Genomic DNA, 16,801 nt, shown 5'->3' with positions numbered 1-16,801 from the left:
CGAAACCGGGAAAGTGGTGAAAAATTTTGCAAACAGGGAGGTAAGGTTATGAGAAAACTGTTAAGTGTGATTCTTGTTTTGCTCATAGTAGCTTTTGTTTTAGCCTACCCAATAAGTGTTGTTGATGATGCTGGGAGAATCGTAACAATTCAATCGAAACCCGAAAGGATAATTTCCGCAGCCCCATCTGCAACGAAATTCGTGCAATATCTGGGGCTTTCTGACAAAATAGTTGGTGTCACAAATTGGGATGATTTTGAAGCCGAGAGAATAGGGGACCTTGTACCATTGAATGTGGAGAAAATCCTCAGCTTAAAGCCAGATATCGTTTTGATTTTTGGAGGTTTTCAACTTCCAGAAGTTACAAAGCTTGAAGAACAGAACATAACAGCTGTGGTTTTAAATGCTAATACTGTTCAGCAAATATTGAATGATCTGATCCTGGTTGGAAATGTTCTTGGTGAAGTGGAAAAAGCCAGAAAACTATCAAAAGAACTTGAAAACAAATATCTTTCTCTGGCAAAGAAAGCTTATGGCATACCGGTTGAGAAACGAGTAAAGGTTGCTTACCTCATGGATACTCCAGGGCCAGAAATTCGAGAAATATGGACCTGCGGCCAGGGATCATATCTGAATGATTTGATAACACTTGCTGGTGGAATTAATATTGCCGCTGGTTTTACAGGGCCGAATGGTTTCCTGCCTATATCTATAGAGTACATAGTTTCACAGGATCCAGATGTTTTTATTGTTGCAAACTATGTACCCGGTGCAGAAGATCAGGTGAAAGAAAAAATCATGTCTTACTCGCCTTTTAAATCTGTAAAAGCGGTGAAAAATGAAAGAATCTATGTTTACGATGGAAATCTTTTGAGCATGCCAGTTCCTCAACTTGTAGAATTTATTGAGCAAATATATATTGATTTTTACGGAGGTAGCTGATTTTGAAAATTTTTAAAATATTTTCGGCAATAATTCTACTTTTATTCGTTGCAATCGTTTCAACGATGTTTGGAGGAGTCCATATACCGTTTCGTGAAACAATTAAATCTTTTTTCACGGCAGATAGTGAATGGAAACAAATCATCTGGAACATAAGGTTTCCGAGAGTGTTGCTTTCAATAGTAGCCGGGGCAGGGTTGGCTGCTGTTGGAGGTGCGTTTCAGGGATTACTCAGAAACCCACTGGTTGATCCATATCTCCTTGGTGTCTCCTCCGGCGCTTCTTTTGGAGCAGTATTATCAATTTTTCTCGCCGATGCGTACAGTATTTCTTTGATCTATAAAACACCGTTGATCAGTTTTGTCTTCGCTTTGTTTGCTGCTATTATGACCATAGTTCTTTCTCGCAGAAATGGGACCACACCGATAACGGATTTGATTCTAAGTGGTGTTTTGATAAGTATTCTTTTTAGCTCGGCAACTGTAATGTTACTTATGCTTGTAAGGAAAAATATAACACATGCGTATGTATGGCTTTTTGGTACTCTGTCGGGAACTGGCTGGGATGATTTACCTGTACCATTGATGGCAACAGCTCTGTTTATTTTTCTGTCTGTGGGATTATCTGAACAATTGAATGTTATATCCCTTGGCGAAACGCAGGCGAAGATTTCTGGGGTGAATGTTGAATTTGTAAAATTTTTAATCTATATCGCGGGAAGCTTCACCACTGCAGCCATAGTTTCTGTAACGGGTGTCATTGGTTTTGTTGGGTTGATAACACCTCATATGACACGAAGGATTTTTGGAAGCGAGCACAAAACTCTGATAATCTCCAGTGCTTTAACAGGAGGAATATTTCTTTGCGTATGTGATGCCTTCGCGCGTTCGATTGTTAGACCGTCTGAGCTACCAATAGGTGTCATAACTGCATTTGTAGGAGCACCTGTTATGTTTACTATACTCAAAAGGAGTGGCTCAAATGGTTGATGTAGCATTGAAATCGGTTAGTTTCCGATACAATTCAAAACAGAGTCTTGTTTTAAATGGTACAACACTTTTTGTTGAACACGGAGAATTTGTTGGATTACTTGGACCAAATGGATCTGGAAAGACAACAATGCTCAGAATAATAGCCGGATTGTTTCCTGTTTCTGATGGTGAGGTTAAGGTATGCGGGATGAATCCTTTGAAAATAGGAAGAAAAAAGCTTGCGAAAATCGTTGGATTTGTTACACAGGATTTCATACCTATTTATGATTATACAGTCAAACAAATTGTTTTAAGTGGCCGATTGCCATACGCAAAAACATTTTTCTCCACGTGGACAGATAAAGATCTTGAGGCGGTGAAGGAAGCTCTGAGAAAAGTTGATGCAGAGAGATTTATTGAAAGATCTTTCCATAGTCTCAGTACCGGAGAGCAAAAACGTGTTGCGATGGCAAGAATACTTGCGCAGAATACACCTGTGATTTTACTTGATGAACCAACAGCACACTTGGACCCGGGGCATGTGGTAGAAATTAAAAACGTCTTGGCCCATCTTCATAAAGAAGGAAAAACAATAATTGCCGCTTTTCATGATGTGAATATAGCATCTGAACTATGCACCAGGATAGTATTTATGAAAAGTGGTAAAATCCTCTTTGATGGCCCGCCCGAAAAAATTATCACCGAAAAAACTCTCGAATTAATTTATGATACCAAATTTCATGTAATAAAAAATCCCGAAACAGGAAAACTCATTGTGGTGTACTGATATATCTATTTTGTACGCTCTAAGAACTTTTTTTGGTATAATCTATCGAAACAAAAAACACACAGGGAGAGGCTGATTTGTGGAAGTAGAAACCAGAGGCACAAGGATTTTGAGGGGTAATCCAAAGAGAGCAATAATCAAATTGTCGTTGCCAATGATGCTTGCGATGCTTGTTCAGACTGTTTACAACCTTGCTGACGGTGTGTGGGTGGCGGGGCTTGGTCCAAAGCCTCTTGCAGCGATTGGGCTATTTTTCCCCATATTTATGGTTATTCTTTCCTTGGCAGCGGGAATAGGCGTGGGGGCAAGCTCGGTTGTAGCCAGAAAAATTGGGCAGAAAGACAAACCTGGAGCAGATGCAGCTGCGATGATTTCTCTAATACTTTCTTTGATTATAGGGGTTATATCAACAGTTGTTTCACTATTTGTAGTTGGACCTGTTCTTCGGTTGATAGGAGCCAGTGGCGAAACATTGCAGCTGTGCTTGGAGTATGCAAAAGTGCTCTTATTCTCAACAACTTTGATGATGTTCAACAACGTAGCGAATGGCATCCTTAGAGGAGAAGGAGATGCCAAAAGAGCGATGTACGCTATAACTATAGGTTCTGTTTTGAACATAATTCTTGATCCATTGTTTATATATGTTTTCAAACTTGGTGTTGGAGGAGCTGCGTATGCCACGGTTTTGTCTATAGCTATTTCATCGGTTTTGATATCTTACTGGCTTTTCTTTAAAAAAAGTACTTATGTTTCTCTGAAGATCAGAGATTTTTCATATGATTCCCACATACTTAGAGATATACTCAAAATAGGCATACCAGCCTCGCTTGCGCAAATATCAATGTCTGTTGCTGTCTTTGTTTTAAATGTGTTTGCAATTAGAGCTGGTGGAGATTACGGTGTGGCGGTTTTCACAAGTGGATGGCGTGTGATAAATTTTGGTACTGTCCCGTTAATTGGTATTGCTATGGCAGTAACTTCTGTAACAGGAGCTGCTTATGGTGAAAGAGATGGAAATAAACTGGATATAGCGCATTTGTTCGCCGTAAAATTTGGATTTTTCATCGGTCTTTTTGTTATGTTTGCTATTGCTGGATTGGCACCGTATATTGCTCTGGTGTTTACATATTCTGATGATGGATCGGCTTTGTACGGTGATCTTGTCGTTTCTTTGAGAATAATGAGTCTATTTCTTCCCGGAGTTCCATTTGGCATGTTCACATCATCGATGTTTCAAGGAATAGGGCACGGAGGTAAAAGCTTACTGGTGACAGTAATGAGAACGATCGTTATGCAACTGGTTTTTTCGTGGTTTTTTGTATTCTTTCTTCAAACAGGATTGAACGGTGTATGGTGGGGGATAGTTCTCGGGAATGCTACTTCTGCAATTATAACTTTTAGCTGGGGGAGGGCTATAGTAAAAGAAATTAAAAGATCATTTCATAATGAGAAAAAATTAACCCTGTAAACTGTGGCCGCTCATCATTTCTCTCTGTATTTTCAGAGCATTTTCGAGATCTGACTGACCTACAAGCTGTAAACGCAGGAGGATTTTACCAATAGCTGCCCTTGTAAGCATTCTTCTTTGAATTGCGAGCGCCTGCTCCAGCTCTTCCTGGGTAATTGCATCGAGTTGAAGTAAGATCTCTCCAAGTTTCATAGGTGGATAGATCTGTATAATCTTTCCTCCACATCTATGGCAATTTTTGTTTTTCTGATACTCCAGGGAAGCTGCAGAATAAGTTATTTCACCACACTTGAGACACCTGAATTTGTAAGCCACATCAATCCCCACCTGAAGATAAATTGAGAGTATATAAACACAAGTACAATTGTGACACCCATCTCTGAAAATTCATTTAATAAACATTAAAAATTCAGTGAAATTTGAACGCTCACCGAGCTTCTCGAAATGATATTCTTGTCTGAACAGAGCATTTATCGAGAATATTTGTAATTCTTCCGTAGATATTTTTTGCAGCCGCCTTTGGAATACCTTTTAAGAAAATCCCTACTTTGTTTTCACAAAGAAATACAATCTCGTCAGTATCCCTGACAGCCTTTTTCAGATCGTTTAATAGATCGTTTTTGTTTATGAGGCTATCAGTCCCCTCCACAACAATTAGCCATTTGTTATCCAGGTTTCCTGATACAATTTGCCCATAAAGCTGAGTAAGCTCTTTAGAAGGTTTTATCTGTAGTTCTTTTTCGAGGATAGCAGAGAATTCTTTATAAACTTTCACAGCGTCAGAAAGGTTGTTGTTTTTTATGTATGCTTTTATCAAGAGAAGAACAGCTTCTTCGTTCAATGGATCTTGAATCAGAGCAGATTTAGACAATTCTATCACATTATGTGGATGTCCTTCCTCAAGATATATTTTCCCCAGCTCTAACAAACCTTTGACAAAAAGATCTCTGTAGTGCTCTCTGAATTGGAGTGTCCAATCTTCGTACAAATTTTCCGCCATGAAATCCCCTTTGTAGAGGTCCAAAGCTTTCTCAAGCAGAGTTTTTCGTTCAGAAAGATCTTTTGAATTCAATGCCATTTGAATAAATTTTTCAAATTCGTCAGCATCTACAACTATTTCATTTTTTGGATCAAAACAATAGGTGTTATCATGGAACACTATTTTATTTTTGCCGACAATAGATCTAAGCATGTAAATAGTACTCTGCAAGTTTATCCTCGCGTATTTTTGATCCATATCCCGCCAGAAAAGATCGCATAGAATTTCTATGTGGATCGGTTTACGGCGAAATGCAACTAAATATTTCAAGAGATCCCTTGCTTTGCGAGATCTAATTTTGGAAAGATTTATTCTTTCGCGTTCTGAGATTATAGAGAACCCCCCAAGCGTCTTAATTTGCATTTTTCCCCTCCCTTCTTAATTTGAATTTTGTTATATGATTTTATTTTGATTGTTTTTTTATTATACCACGGAAAAAACATATCTTAATGAAGAATTGGATTTTGCAGGATTAAAGTCGTAGGAAGTTAAGAAGAAAAAACTGGTGCCGAGGGCGGGAGTTGAACCCGCACGAGGTCATCCCTCAACTGATTTTGAGTCAGTCGCGTCTGCCAGTTCCGCCACCTCGGCAGCCATGAAAAATTTTATCATACATTTTTATTTATAGCAAGATAGAGTGTATAATAAAAACAAAGGAGGTATATAAAATGGCGGAAATGAAGAAAAAAATTGAAGAACTTAGGAGCCAGCTTCAGAACCTCGTTGGAAAGGCTCCAGAGTTAGGTGAGTTTACCAAATATGTTCACACGGCGGAAAGTCCAAAAAAGCTGGATACAAAAACCAAGGAGTTAATTTCTTTGGGTATAGCTATCGCAGTAAGGTGCGAGCCGTGCATTGTCTGGCACGCTGAAGCTGCCGTTAAAGCTGGGGCTGACGAACAAGATATACTTGATACAATCAAAGTAGCAGTGTGCATGGGCGGAGGTCCTGCGTTGATGTATGCCTTGAAGGCTTATCAAGCAGCTCTGGAGTTTCTTGCGTGAAATTTAAACCCCCGAAAGGGGGTTAATATACCGAATTTTGACTATTAACCACTGGAGTATCTTGACAAACTTTTGTACTTTTGATATTATACATTAAAAATAATCTTTTTGGAGGATAACCGATGAGTAGATTCAAAGGTAGAAAGGTAGTTGCATTTGCATACGCTTATTGGTGGTTTAGGGGAATGCCCTCTTCTCAGATTCCCCTGATGCCACTTGCTACATAAACAGGGGGAATCTTAATAAAAAGAAGAGGGCATCCAGAAAGGATGCCCTCTTTTTTTAAAAACTTTCTCTGGAGGTGTTGGGGTATGAAAAAGTGGGTTTCCGCCATAATTGTTTTCCTTTCAGTCATCTGTTTATCTGTGGTAAAAGTAGGCATAACACAGATCGTCGATCATCCAGCTTTGAATGCAGTTTTTGATGGTGTCGTCAAAGCAATTGAGGATGCAGGTTTTAAGGTGGGCCAGGATGTTATTGTAGATAGGCAGAATGCTCAAGGAAATATGCAAAATGCTGTAGCTATAGCCAGAAAATTTGCCACTGAAAAAATGGATTTCATTGTGGCGATAGCAACTCCCTCAGCTCAGGCATGTGTTCAAGCTATAAGCGATAGACCCGTTGTATTTGCAGCAGTGACAGATCCTGTTGGGGCAGGGTTAATAAAGCAACTTGGCAGAAATGATTCAAATGTGGTTGGAATATCCGATATGGTTCCAGTCAGTACGCATTTAAAATTAATTAAAAAGGTATTTCCGGTTGCAAAAAAGATAGGTGTTATCTATAATCCTGGAGAACCAAATTCAGTGACGCTTACCAATATTGCGAAATCTTCTGCACTATCTCTTGAACTGACCATAATCGACATTCCTGGAACATCACCAAGTGAGATGATCAGCGCATTGAACAGCATAGGTCCTGATGTTGATGTTCTGTACATAGGAACAGATAATACAGCGGCATCTTCTATCGAAGCGATTGGTAATGTGGCTCTAAGACTGGGCAAGCCGATAGTGGCTGCCGACATAGATATAGCTCGTGGAGGAGGTGTCATAGGGTTTGGTTTCAACTATTTTCAGGTTGGTGTTGAGACAGGTCGGCTTCTGGTAGAACTGCTCAAAGGGGCTAACCCGCAAGATCTTGAATCTCATGTTGTCGGGCCGGAGTCATTGTTGCTTTATATAAACCTCGATCTTGCTCAAAAACTTGGTGTACAGATACCTGCAGATCTTGTTGAAAGAGCAGATATTCTTGTTGAAAAAGGTCAAGAGGTGCAGAAATGATACCGATAATTGAGCAGGGACTTTTGTTATCTTTGGCCGCCATGGGTGTATATATATCATTCCGCCTTGTTGATCTTCCAGATCTGACGCCCGACGGTTCCTACGTTCTTGGGGGAGCCGTTGCGGTTGTCCTTCTTCATGCCGGCCATGGGTGGGTTTTCTCAACAATAATTGCTGCGCTTTCCGCTGGCGCAGCAGGTGTTGTTGTTGCATTTATAACCACGAGATTCAAAATAAATTCGCTCCTTGCCTCTATTATGGTCATGACAGGTCTGTATTCTCTGAGCATAAGGGTTATGAACGCTCCTAATTTACCGGTACCAAAATTTGATACGGGAAAAGTTATGAGTTATGAGCAGGTCGTTGGAAAAACACCACTTGACGATATTCTTGGCGCTGGTGCAGATATCAAATTCGAGGGGACAGGGTTAAAAGCAGTAAAGATTCCCTTCACAAATGCCGCCGATGGACACGATTTACTTATTATAGCCGCGATTGTCCTTGTTTTAGTTTTTGTTAGCTGGCTTTTTTTAAGGACAGAATTTGGTATGATGTTTCGCGGTTATGGAAAAAATAGGTTTGCTGTTAAAGTACTGGGAGTAAATCCAGACCTGTTTGCATATGTTGGTCTGATAACCGGTAACATTTTCACGGGGCTTTCAGGTGCTCTATTTTCTATGTACAGCGGATTTGCGGACGTGAACATGGGAATAGGTACGGTTGTGGTTTGCCTCGCTGCTGTCATCTTGGGAGAAATAATTTTCGGGAGATTCGAGTTTATGTATGGGATTTTGTTTCCTGTAATTGGGGCATTATTGTACCAGATTTTACTGAGTTTAGCGATGAAGTACGGTTACCGCATAGGGTTCAAGCCAAGTGACATGAAGTTATTAACTGCATTGTTTGTAATAGCTGTGATTGCCGTGAGAAGGTTCAAAAAAAGTGAGGTGACGGTATGATAGAAATAGATAGTGTTACGGTCATCTATAATAAAGGCACTGTTGATGAAAAATTGGCTCTGCACGATATTTCTTTAAAGGTGTATGAAGGAGAATTCCTGGTTGTAGTAGGATCAAACGGTGCGGGAAAATCGACTTTACTCAAATTACTTGTTGGCGACGTGAAACCTTTCAAAGGGATATGCAAAGTTGCTGGCAGATTTGTAAAGCCAGAAAAAACTTTCAAGATGACGAGCATTGTTTGCCAAGATCCAAATCAGGGCGTTTTTCCAAATTTAACTGTTGAAGAAAATTTAATTCTATCCCGCAGAAAAGGTTTGCGAGGATTTGGTTTTGGAAAAATAGATCGGCAAAGCCTTGAATTGCTGGCATCTACCGAGATGGGGCTTGAAAAAGATTTGAAAAGAAAGGCTTCAAAACTCTCTGGTGGGCAGAAGCAGGCTCTGGCAATGGTTATGGCTGTTTCATCGAATCCAAAGTTGCTACTTCTCGACGAACATACGGCAGCACTTGATCCAAAAAGCACAGAAAAGATAATGGAGTTAACTGAAAGAATAAACAGAGAGCTTGGCACAACAATAATTATGATTACTCATGATATGAATCTTGCCGAGCAGTTTGGTACAGCTGTCTTGATCATGGAGGAAGGAAAGATATGTGCAAAAATTGATAAGTCGAAACAAAAAGTTATTGCATCTCAACTGAAAGCTATGATAAGATCTACGATGTTGACAACTACTGGATGAGGTGAATAATTTTGCAGACTGATCTTCTTAAACAGGCAGCAGATATCTATGGAACGCCCTTATATGTATATGATTTACCCTTCATCATAAAAAGAATAACTTCTCTGAAAGATCTTTTTTTCGATCTCGATTTTCGCATTGCCTATGCAATGAAAGCGAATTTCAATAGAGATCTTTTAAAAACTCTCAACAATTTTGGATTAATGATCGATGTTGTCTCTTATGGGGAATATTTGCATGCACGTTCGATTGGATTTGCTCCAGATAGAATTATTGTGAATGGAAATTGCAAAAAAGTCGATCAACTTAAAACTTATGTCAACAACGGCGTTTTTTCCATAAACCTTGACAGCTACGAAGAGTTACTGAGGCTTGAAAAGATCATAGATTCACAAACAAATATTTCTATAAGAGTAAACCCTGATGTTGATGCGAAAACTCACCCACATATTTCAACTGGTCTTAAAGAAAACAAATTTGGTGTGGATTTTGACACTGCTGCGGCAATGATACGCAGGATTGAAAAAAACAAATATTTAAAACTCATAGGTTTTCACTGCCATATTGGTTCTCAGATAACGGAGATTCAACCATATTTAGAGGCTATTACATCATTAATAGATTTTATAGAAAAAACAGGCATCGAAATAGAGATTTTGAATCTCGGCGGAGGATGGGGTATTGATTACGGAGACGGAAAATTCTTAGACCTGAACGAATACAGAAATAAGATTCTACCTTTACTGAAAAAAACTATGAAAACTGTTATTTTCGAACTTGGTAGATGGATCACTGCACCTGCTGGTTATTTAATTTCAAAAGTGGAATATGTTAAAAAAACCAGATATAAAATTTTTGTTGTTGTCGACACAGGTATGACTCATTTGATAAGGCCAGCTTTGTATGGTGCAAAACACAAAATAATACCTCTGTATCCATCAAATGACAGAAAAATGATTGTAGCAGATATTGTTGGACCAGCTTGCGAAAGTTCTGATGTTCTCAGAAAAGAATACAAATTACCAGAACCCGCTGAAGGCGAATTAATAACTATATGCGACGTTGGCGCATATGGTTTTGCAATGGCATCGGAATATAATCTTATCCCAAAACCGATAGAGGTTATCTGGGACGGAGAAAAATTCATCAAATCTTCTTGATTTTCACTGCTGTTCCATAAGCGAGTACCTCGGCTGCAGATTGCATTACTGATGAACTTCCAAATTTTATGCCAACTATTGCATCAGCACCGAGTTTTTCCGCCTCAGCGATCATTCTTTGAATCGCTATATTTCTCGCCTCTGTGAGAAGCTCTGTGTAAGATCTGATTTCCCCGCCTGCCAATGTTTTGAAAGCAGCTGCGATATCTTTTCCAAGGTGCTTGGAATGCACTGTATTACCCAGAACGATACCCAATGTCTCAATTATCTCATAACCTGCTATTTGTTCTGTTGTTGCAAGAACCAAATTGATCCCCTCCTATTTGTTTAAATTTCTCCAACCTCTTTCAAAAAATCAATCAGAAATCCTCTCGCAATTGAAGAAAAACGGGAAATTATTTCAACGGTCGTTTGCTTTAAAGTATAGAGTTCGTCTTTTCTGAATTTGAAATCGTCAAAATTCAAAATTCTGACTTTGAGCTCTTCTTCAAAATTTCTCTTCATTTCGTTACTCACAGTGTTTATATTGTTCAAGCCAAGCAGACGAACCTTTTGAATGAGCTGCCTCAAAGATCTAGATTTTTCCACAGGGGCACTAATGATAGCCTCAACGGTTTTTTCATCGGCGTTGTATAACAAATATGCCAGATAATCATCATAAGAATAATGAAGGTTTGTCAAAAACTGAGCCATCTGTTTATCTGAAAGGGCTTTCAATGTGTCCAAGAAGGTTGCTGGTGAATTGTGAAATGGCATTGAAAGATCTTCCAGATAATGGAGCGCTCTCGCCAGGAATCTATATCCCCAGTATCTATCACCATTTTTAAAGGCTTTCCGTGACATATCCACAAAATAGTAAAAACTTTGACTACCTTCAAAGAAATCCAGAATCAATAACTTATATTTCATATGTCTGACGCCCTGACTGTTTCCAATTATAGATTGCAAAGGGGAAAGGTTTAATCCTTCATCCATGCCAAGATCTGGTTCAACAGAGTATACTGTGAGAACTTGCCAGATGAAAACCTCTTTATTAACTGGCTTTGGATCTGGAGGATAAAAAATGGCATCTTCTGGAACAAAAGTGTTTATGAACTGGCCACAGTAATCGTCAAGTTTAAGGTAATCTGTGTTATAAACACGGTCTTCCTGATACGAATATGATGTGATGGCAATCTTTTCATCTGAATTTGGTAAGAAATCTTTCACAATCAGATATGTCAGAACTTCATGTGCAGACCACGAAAAAACAATAGAAGTTATTAATAGAAAAATCAGCCACAGCTTTTTCATAATAAATCCCCCTTGCAAATAGTGTATCATGAATTTCACAACTGAGTTTTTCAAAGTACATTTTTATGATAAATGTACTACCGATAGACCAAAGCTGTGGTGAACAGGATATCAAAAAGGGATCGGGCTATCAATACCAGAGTAAAGCTCGTGCAATCTATAATTGATTTTTATGTATCTGGTTCTTATGATTGTAGATTGGATGTGGCTATATATTTCCATTGTGATGCAAAAATGGATTGTAAGATTTCATTCTACCCGCAATTCTTATACACCATTTACATAGGCACAAAAGATATAACGTTGATATCGAGGCTATCGAAGGAAATATTCTTCATGGTGCTGCCAGTGAACTTACCACCCACCTAAAGACTTCATCGACCGGGTTTGCTACCGGGGCTGTGTTTCCAATTAGCTCCAATCTCCACAGACATGAATTCGGACTGTTCCCGCCCTGCTCTTATTTATCGTATACCGAACCAGATATTTATCAACTGCTATTCATCCTTAAGAAGATGGAGGTGAACTGCAGAATCTTTAATCAAATGAGATTATAATTACCTGGGGGCATCGAGATATGAAGAAATCTTTATTTTTCATCATTGTAATTCTTTCTGCTGTAATTTTTGCTTCTACAACAGTTATTGTGCATTACCACAGGTTTGACGGTAACTACGAAGGCTGGAATTTGTGGATATGGCCTGTTGAGCCAATTTTCCAGGAAGGCAGAGCTTATAATTTCACCGAAAAAGATGATTTTGGTCTGAAAGCTGTTATTACTCTACCCATGAATTCGACAAAAGTTGGTATAATCATTAGGTTAAGAGAGTGGGAGGAGAAAGATGTGGCAAAAGATAGATTTATAAATATAAAAGATAACGAGGAAGAAGTTTGGATTCTCCAGAATGTTGAAGAAATATACACCAGCAAACCAGACACAAGCCCAAGAGTATTTTTTGCAAAATTGGTAGATTTTTCAACAATAGAGGTTTACACAACAGATGCAATTGATCTGAATACTTATCTTGACAAAATAGTTGTCGGCATAGATGAGCAGACAGTATCCATTAGCAGTCTGGAAAAAGTCGACCCAACAGATATAACCAGGACAAATTACTTCAGAATAAAACTTTCCCAACCTTTGAAGGAAGAAGACCTCTCAAGAGATATTTTTCTACAGATAGATGGTTTTAAGAAATCAAGGGTTTATGCGGTAGAAGTTTTGGACGAGCTTTACTACGATGGCCCTCTGGGAACTTTTTATACACCGCAATACACAGAGTTTTATGTATGGACTCCGGTCAGCAAATCTGTCAAGTTGCTATTGTATCAGACAAGTGAGCAGGATCAGCCAGCATTTGTTGTTGATATGCAAAGAAATGAAAAAGGTGTTTGGTATACAAGACTTGATAAAGATTTAGATGGATGGTTTTACAGATATCGATACGAAAGTTACGGCAAAATCAGAGAAGGGGTAGACCCATATGCCAAGGCGCTGTCTTTACAGGGAAAATTCGGCGCGATCGTCGACATGAGAAAGGCAGATCCAGAAGATTGGCAACAGGATAGTTACGTAAAACTTGATTCTTATGTTGATGCAATAATCTATGAAATACACATAGCAGATATGACAGGCTCCTGGACGAGTAATGTGAAAAACAAATCGTCTTATCTTGGTTTGATAGAAGAAGGCACAATCGGTCCAAATGGCGTTACAACAGGGCTTGAACATATAAAAGAACTTGGTGTAACACATGTACATATTTTGCCAATCTACGATTTTTACACTGGTGATGAAGTGAAAAGAGACTTCGAAAATCAGTACAACTGGGGGTATGATCCTTATCATTACATGGTACCAGAAGGCTGCTACAGCTCAGATCCATCAAATCCAAAGACAAGAATCTATGAAGTAAAGAAAATGGTTCAGACATTTCACAAAAATGGTATAGGTGTGATAATGGATGTAGTTTTTCCACACACTTATGGTGTGGGAGAATTTTCTGTTTTTGATCAGGCAGTCCCATATTACTATTACAGGCTTGGAAAAATGGGGCAATACCTGAATGAAAGTAGTTGTGGCAATACAACAAACAGCGAAAGGCTCATGATGAGAAGATATATTCTTGATACAGTCGTTCACTGGGCTAAAGAATATCATGTAGATGGATTTAGGTTTGATCAGATGGGACTTATAGACCGAAAAACCATGGCAATGGTTGAAAAGACTTTAAGACAGATTAATCCAAGCGTGATTATATATGGCGAACCGTGGGGAGGCTGGGGGGTTCAACCAAGGTTTGGAAAATCACAACTTCTCGATTTGAGAATAGCTGTATTCAACGATGGAATAAGAGACGGTATAAGGGGCTCTGTTTTTGATCCAAAAGCAAAAGGGTTTGTTATGGGCTCTGTGGGGAAAGAAATCAAGATCAAAAGAGGAGTGGTTGGGAGTATTAACTATGACAACAAGTTGATTGCTGATTTTGCTTACAGTCCAGAACAAACTATCAACTATGTTGCATGTCATGATAATCACACACTCTGGGATAAAAATGTTCTGGCGGCAAAATCTGACAGAAGGGAATGGAGTGAAGAAGAATTAAAGTCAGCTCAAAAACTTGCAGCAGCTATATTACTCACTTCACAGGGTGTTCCTTTCTTTCACGCAGGCCAGGATTTTTGCAGGACCAAACAGTTCAATGAAAATTCGTACAATGCACCAATTTCTATAAATGCGCTCGACTATGAAAGGAAGGCGCAGTTCATAGATGTTTTCGAATACCACAAAGGATTGATAAAGCTCAGAAAATCACACCCTGCATTTAGATTGAGGACGGCAGATGATATAAGAAAACACATAACTTTCCTGGAATCACCGAAGAAGGTTGTTGCTTTTTTAATAAATGAACATGTTAACAATGACCCCTGGGAAGGGATCTTGGTGATCTTCAATGGAGATATCGTTGAACATGAATTGATTTTGCCCGATGGCGAATGGAATGTTGTCGTTGATAAAGAAAGAGCTGGTGTAGATCTTCTCTACAAACTCAGTGGGACAATAGAAATTCCGCCAATATCTGCAATGGTGATGTACAGGGAATGAGTTTGTTACTTCACAGTTCATAGCTTTTCAACTTTCATTATTCAAACTCTGATAATCTTTTCCTGGAGGGTAGATAATGCTCAAAAACATCGTGTTTGATCTTGGCAGGGTTCTTGTAAACTGGGAACCATATGAGTACATGTTGAAGCGTTTTCCAAAAGACGTGGCAGATAGATTGAACAGAGAGATATTTGAACACAAAGATTGGCAACTGATGGACAAAGGAGTTATTTCAGAAGATCAACTCTGGCAGAAAAAGCTTGAAGAACTCGCTGAATATGCGCAGTATGTTTTACATATGAAAGAAAAATCACCCCAGCTTTTGACTCCTATTGAACAGAACGTAAAGCTTCTGGATATTCTCAAAGAAAAAGGTTTCAAACTTTATGTTCTTTCCAATTTCAGTGAGAATAATTTTAAAATGATTTACGAAAAATATGATTTTTTCAAATTATTTGATGGAATGATAATATCTTCATATGTAAAAGCCGTTAAGCCAGAAAGAGAAATATACCTTAAATTGATAAATAAATACAACCTTGTTCCACAGGAAAGTCTTTTTATAGATGATAAACTGGAAAATATCCAAACGGCACAAGAGATTGGTTTTAAAACGATACACCTGCCGCATCACTGGCAATTGAAAGAAAAATTATTTGAGCTAAAGATAATGCAGGACTGAGCGTCCTGCATGAATTATCCTATTTGAATCAGTTTTTTTGCCTCTTCTAAGGTTGGAATTTTTCCAGAAAGCACTATTTTTCCATTTACAGCTATTGCAGGTGTTGAAACTACGCCTCGTGCAATTATTTCAGCTATATCTTCAACTTTTTCGATTACAGCATCAACATTCAGCTCTTCCAGAGCCATTCTCACAATTTTCTCTGTTTGCTTACATCTCGCACAGCCTTTACCCAGAATCTCAATTTTTTTCGCCATGATCGTGCTCCCTCCTCAAGATTAATCTTCTACTTCCTGCGGTTTTAATTCAATCTTATGTTTTTGAAAGACGGCTCTTGTCGCATTTGATATCGAAACAAGGCTTAGCATAACAGGGACTTCAACAAGTACGCCAACAACTGTCGCTAACACTGCACCAGAAGAAAGGCCGAATAGCGATATCGCAACAGCCACAGATAGTTCAAAAAAGTTACTTGCACCTATTAAGGCGGCTGGTGAAGCTATTGAATGCGGTACTTTCCAAAAATAGCTCCACAGATAGCCGATGGCAAATATCAAAAAGGTTTGAGTTATGAGCGGCACAGAAATTAGGGCGATGTGAAGATAATTTCTCATGATCACTTCACCTTGGAAAGAAAACAAGATTATAAGTGTCAACAGTAAACCGATTGTAGAAATTTTTGATAGTTTTGGAATGAGGATTTTGTTCAGATAGTTCATTCCCTTTGATTTTATAACTTGCTTTCTTGTCAATATTGCAGCTAAAAGCGGAAGCAAAACGTAAATCACAACCGAGAAAAAAAGTGTGTCAAACGGCACTGAGACATTGCCAATTTTCAATAAAAAAGATACAATTGGTGCAAATGCAAAAAAGATAACGATGTCATTTACCGCAACTTGAACCAGTGTATAAACTGGGTCGCCATCTGTCAGATAACTCCAGACAAAAACCATCGCTGTACACGGTGCAGCCCCCAGTAAAACGGCACCAGCTATATACTCTTCAGCGACACTTGCAGGCAAAAAATTTGCAAAGGCTATTTTTAAGAAAAAATATGAAATTATGTACATACTGAATGGTTTTATCAGCCAGTTTACAATTAAAGTTATAACAAGCCCTTTTGGTTCTCTTTTTACTTTTTTTATAGTTGTGAAATCTATTTTGAGCATCATAGGGTAAATCATCAACCATATAAGTACGGCTATGGGCAGTGAAACATGGGCATATTCAAATTTACTGAGAGTTTCAGGAACAGCAGGGAAGAATCTTCCAACAAATACTCCTGCCAGAATACACAAAGCTACCCAGATTGACAGATATTTTTCAAAGAAATTCATCTTTTTTTGCATAGATTGCCTCCT

The 16,801-nt window shown here is 38.7% G+C and carries 17 protein-coding genes and 1 tRNA gene; 11 read left to right on the top strand and 7 right to left on the bottom strand.

What is annotated here, in order from left to right:
* Window positions 1-48: 48 nt before the first annotated feature.
* From TLET_RS06530 to TLET_RS06515, 4 genes are all read left to right on the top strand, one after another.
* Window positions 49-942: an ABC transporter substrate-binding protein gene (locus tag TLET_RS06530; RefSeq protein ID WP_012003309.1), complete on the top strand. Its 894-nt coding sequence runs from the start codon at window positions 49-51 to the stop codon at window positions 940-942.
* A 2-nt stretch (window positions 943-944) separates the two neighbouring features.
* Entirely contained in the window at window positions 945-1,931 is a 987-nt protein-coding gene (locus tag TLET_RS06525; protein WP_012003308.1) for a FecCD family ABC transporter permease, read from the top strand.
* Window positions 1,924-2,700 (top strand): ABC transporter ATP-binding protein, encoded by a 777-nt coding sequence (locus TLET_RS06520; protein WP_012003307.1) that lies wholly within the window; start codon window positions 1,924-1,926, stop codon window positions 2,698-2,700. The genes TLET_RS06525 and TLET_RS06520 overlap by 8 nt, the downstream gene beginning before the upstream one ends.
* A 79-nt stretch (window positions 2,701-2,779) precedes the next feature.
* Window positions 2,780-4,168 carry an MATE family efflux transporter gene (locus TLET_RS06515; protein ID WP_012003306.1) on the top strand — a complete coding sequence of 463 codons (1,389 nt, stop codon included), beginning with the start codon at window positions 2,780-2,782 and terminating at the stop codon, window positions 4,166-4,168.
* Here TLET_RS06515 and TLET_RS06510 read toward each other — a convergent pair.
* The 3 genes from TLET_RS06510 to TLET_RS06500 all read right to left on the bottom strand — a co-directional run bounded on the left by TLET_RS06510 (window position 4,157) and on the right by TLET_RS06500 (window position 5,798).
* A complete protein-coding gene (locus TLET_RS06510) occupies window positions 4,157-4,483 on the bottom strand; it encodes a hypothetical protein (RefSeq protein WP_012003305.1) in 327 nt (108 codons plus the stop codon). The genes TLET_RS06515 and TLET_RS06510 overlap by 12 nt on opposite strands.
* 112 nt (window positions 4,484-4,595) lie before the next feature.
* A complete protein-coding gene (locus TLET_RS06505; protein ID WP_012003304.1) occupies window positions 4,596-5,570 on the bottom strand; it encodes an AfsR/SARP family transcriptional regulator in 975 nt (324 codons plus the stop codon).
* A gap of 140 nt (window positions 5,571-5,710) precedes the next feature.
* Window positions 5,711-5,798, bottom strand: a tRNA-Leu gene (locus TLET_RS06500).
* A 77-nt stretch (window positions 5,799-5,875) separates the two neighbouring features.
* Here TLET_RS06500 and TLET_RS06495 point away from each other — a divergent pair.
* From TLET_RS06495 to lysA, 5 genes are all read left to right on the top strand, one after another.
* A complete protein-coding gene (locus TLET_RS06495) occupies window positions 5,876-6,211 on the top strand; it encodes a carboxymuconolactone decarboxylase family protein (protein ID WP_012003303.1) in 336 nt (111 codons plus the stop codon).
* A 311-nt stretch (window positions 6,212-6,522) separates the two neighbouring features.
* Entirely contained in the window at window positions 6,523-7,494 is a 972-nt protein-coding gene (locus tag TLET_RS06490) for an ABC transporter substrate-binding protein (protein ID WP_012003302.1), read from the top strand.
* Window positions 7,491-8,453, top strand: coding sequence for an ABC transporter permease (locus tag TLET_RS06485; RefSeq protein WP_012003301.1), 963 nt, complete (start codon window positions 7,491-7,493; stop codon window positions 8,451-8,453). The genes TLET_RS06490 and TLET_RS06485 overlap by 4 nt, the downstream gene beginning before the upstream one ends.
* Window positions 8,450-9,199, top strand: a complete 750-nt coding sequence (locus TLET_RS06480; protein WP_012003300.1) for an ATP-binding cassette domain-containing protein — start codon at window positions 8,450-8,452, stop codon at window positions 9,197-9,199. Before TLET_RS06485 ends, TLET_RS06480 begins: the two co-directional genes overlap by 4 nt.
* A gap of 11 nt (window positions 9,200-9,210) precedes the next feature.
* Window positions 9,211-10,359 carry a diaminopimelate decarboxylase gene (gene lysA, locus TLET_RS06475; protein WP_012003299.1) on the top strand — a complete coding sequence of 383 codons (1,149 nt, stop codon included), beginning with the start codon at window positions 9,211-9,213 and terminating at the stop codon, window positions 10,357-10,359.
* Here the strand turns inward: lysA and TLET_RS06470 are convergent.
* Entirely contained in the window at window positions 10,346-10,666 is a 321-nt protein-coding gene (locus tag TLET_RS06470) for a YbjQ family protein (protein ID WP_012003298.1), read from the bottom strand. The two genes, lysA and TLET_RS06470, sit on opposite strands and share 14 nt — an antisense overlap.
* 20 nt (window positions 10,667-10,686) lie before the next feature.
* Entirely contained in the window at window positions 10,687-11,652 is a 966-nt protein-coding gene (locus TLET_RS06465) for a phospholipase C/P1 nuclease family protein (RefSeq protein ID WP_012003297.1), read from the bottom strand.
* 577 nt (window positions 11,653-12,229) lie between these two features.
* Here TLET_RS06465 and pulA point away from each other — a divergent pair.
* Both pulA and TLET_RS06455 read left to right on the top strand, forming a co-directional pair.
* Entirely contained in the window at window positions 12,230-14,758 is a 2,529-nt protein-coding gene (gene pulA / locus TLET_RS06460; RefSeq protein WP_012003296.1) for a type I pullulanase, read from the top strand.
* A gap of 76 nt (window positions 14,759-14,834) precedes the next feature.
* Window positions 14,835-15,440 carry an HAD family hydrolase gene (locus TLET_RS06455; protein WP_012003295.1) on the top strand — a complete coding sequence of 202 codons (606 nt, stop codon included), beginning with the start codon at window positions 14,835-14,837 and terminating at the stop codon, window positions 15,438-15,440.
* 14 nt (window positions 15,441-15,454) lie between these two features.
* Here the strand turns inward: TLET_RS06455 and TLET_RS06450 are convergent, their stop codons facing one another.
* Both TLET_RS06450 and arsB read right to left on the bottom strand, forming a co-directional pair.
* Window positions 15,455-15,697 (bottom strand): thioredoxin family protein, encoded by a 243-nt coding sequence (locus tag TLET_RS06450; protein WP_012003294.1) that lies wholly within the window; start codon window positions 15,695-15,697, stop codon window positions 15,455-15,457.
* A 21-nt stretch (window positions 15,698-15,718) separates the two neighbouring features.
* Complete coding sequence (arsB, locus tag TLET_RS06445) at window positions 15,719-16,789, bottom strand: ACR3 family arsenite efflux transporter (RefSeq protein ID WP_012003293.1); 1,071 nt, start codon at window positions 16,787-16,789, stop codon at window positions 15,719-15,721.
* Between the last annotated feature and the right edge of the window lie 12 nt (window positions 16,790-16,801).

The organism is Pseudothermotoga lettingae TMO (assembly GCF_000017865.1).
Classification (GTDB): Bacteria; Thermotogota; Thermotogae; order Thermotogales; family DSM-5069; genus Pseudothermotoga_B; species Pseudothermotoga_B elfii.
The sequence above is the reverse complement of the archived record's forward strand: the minus strand, read 5'-3'. Positions and strand labels throughout refer to the sequence as shown.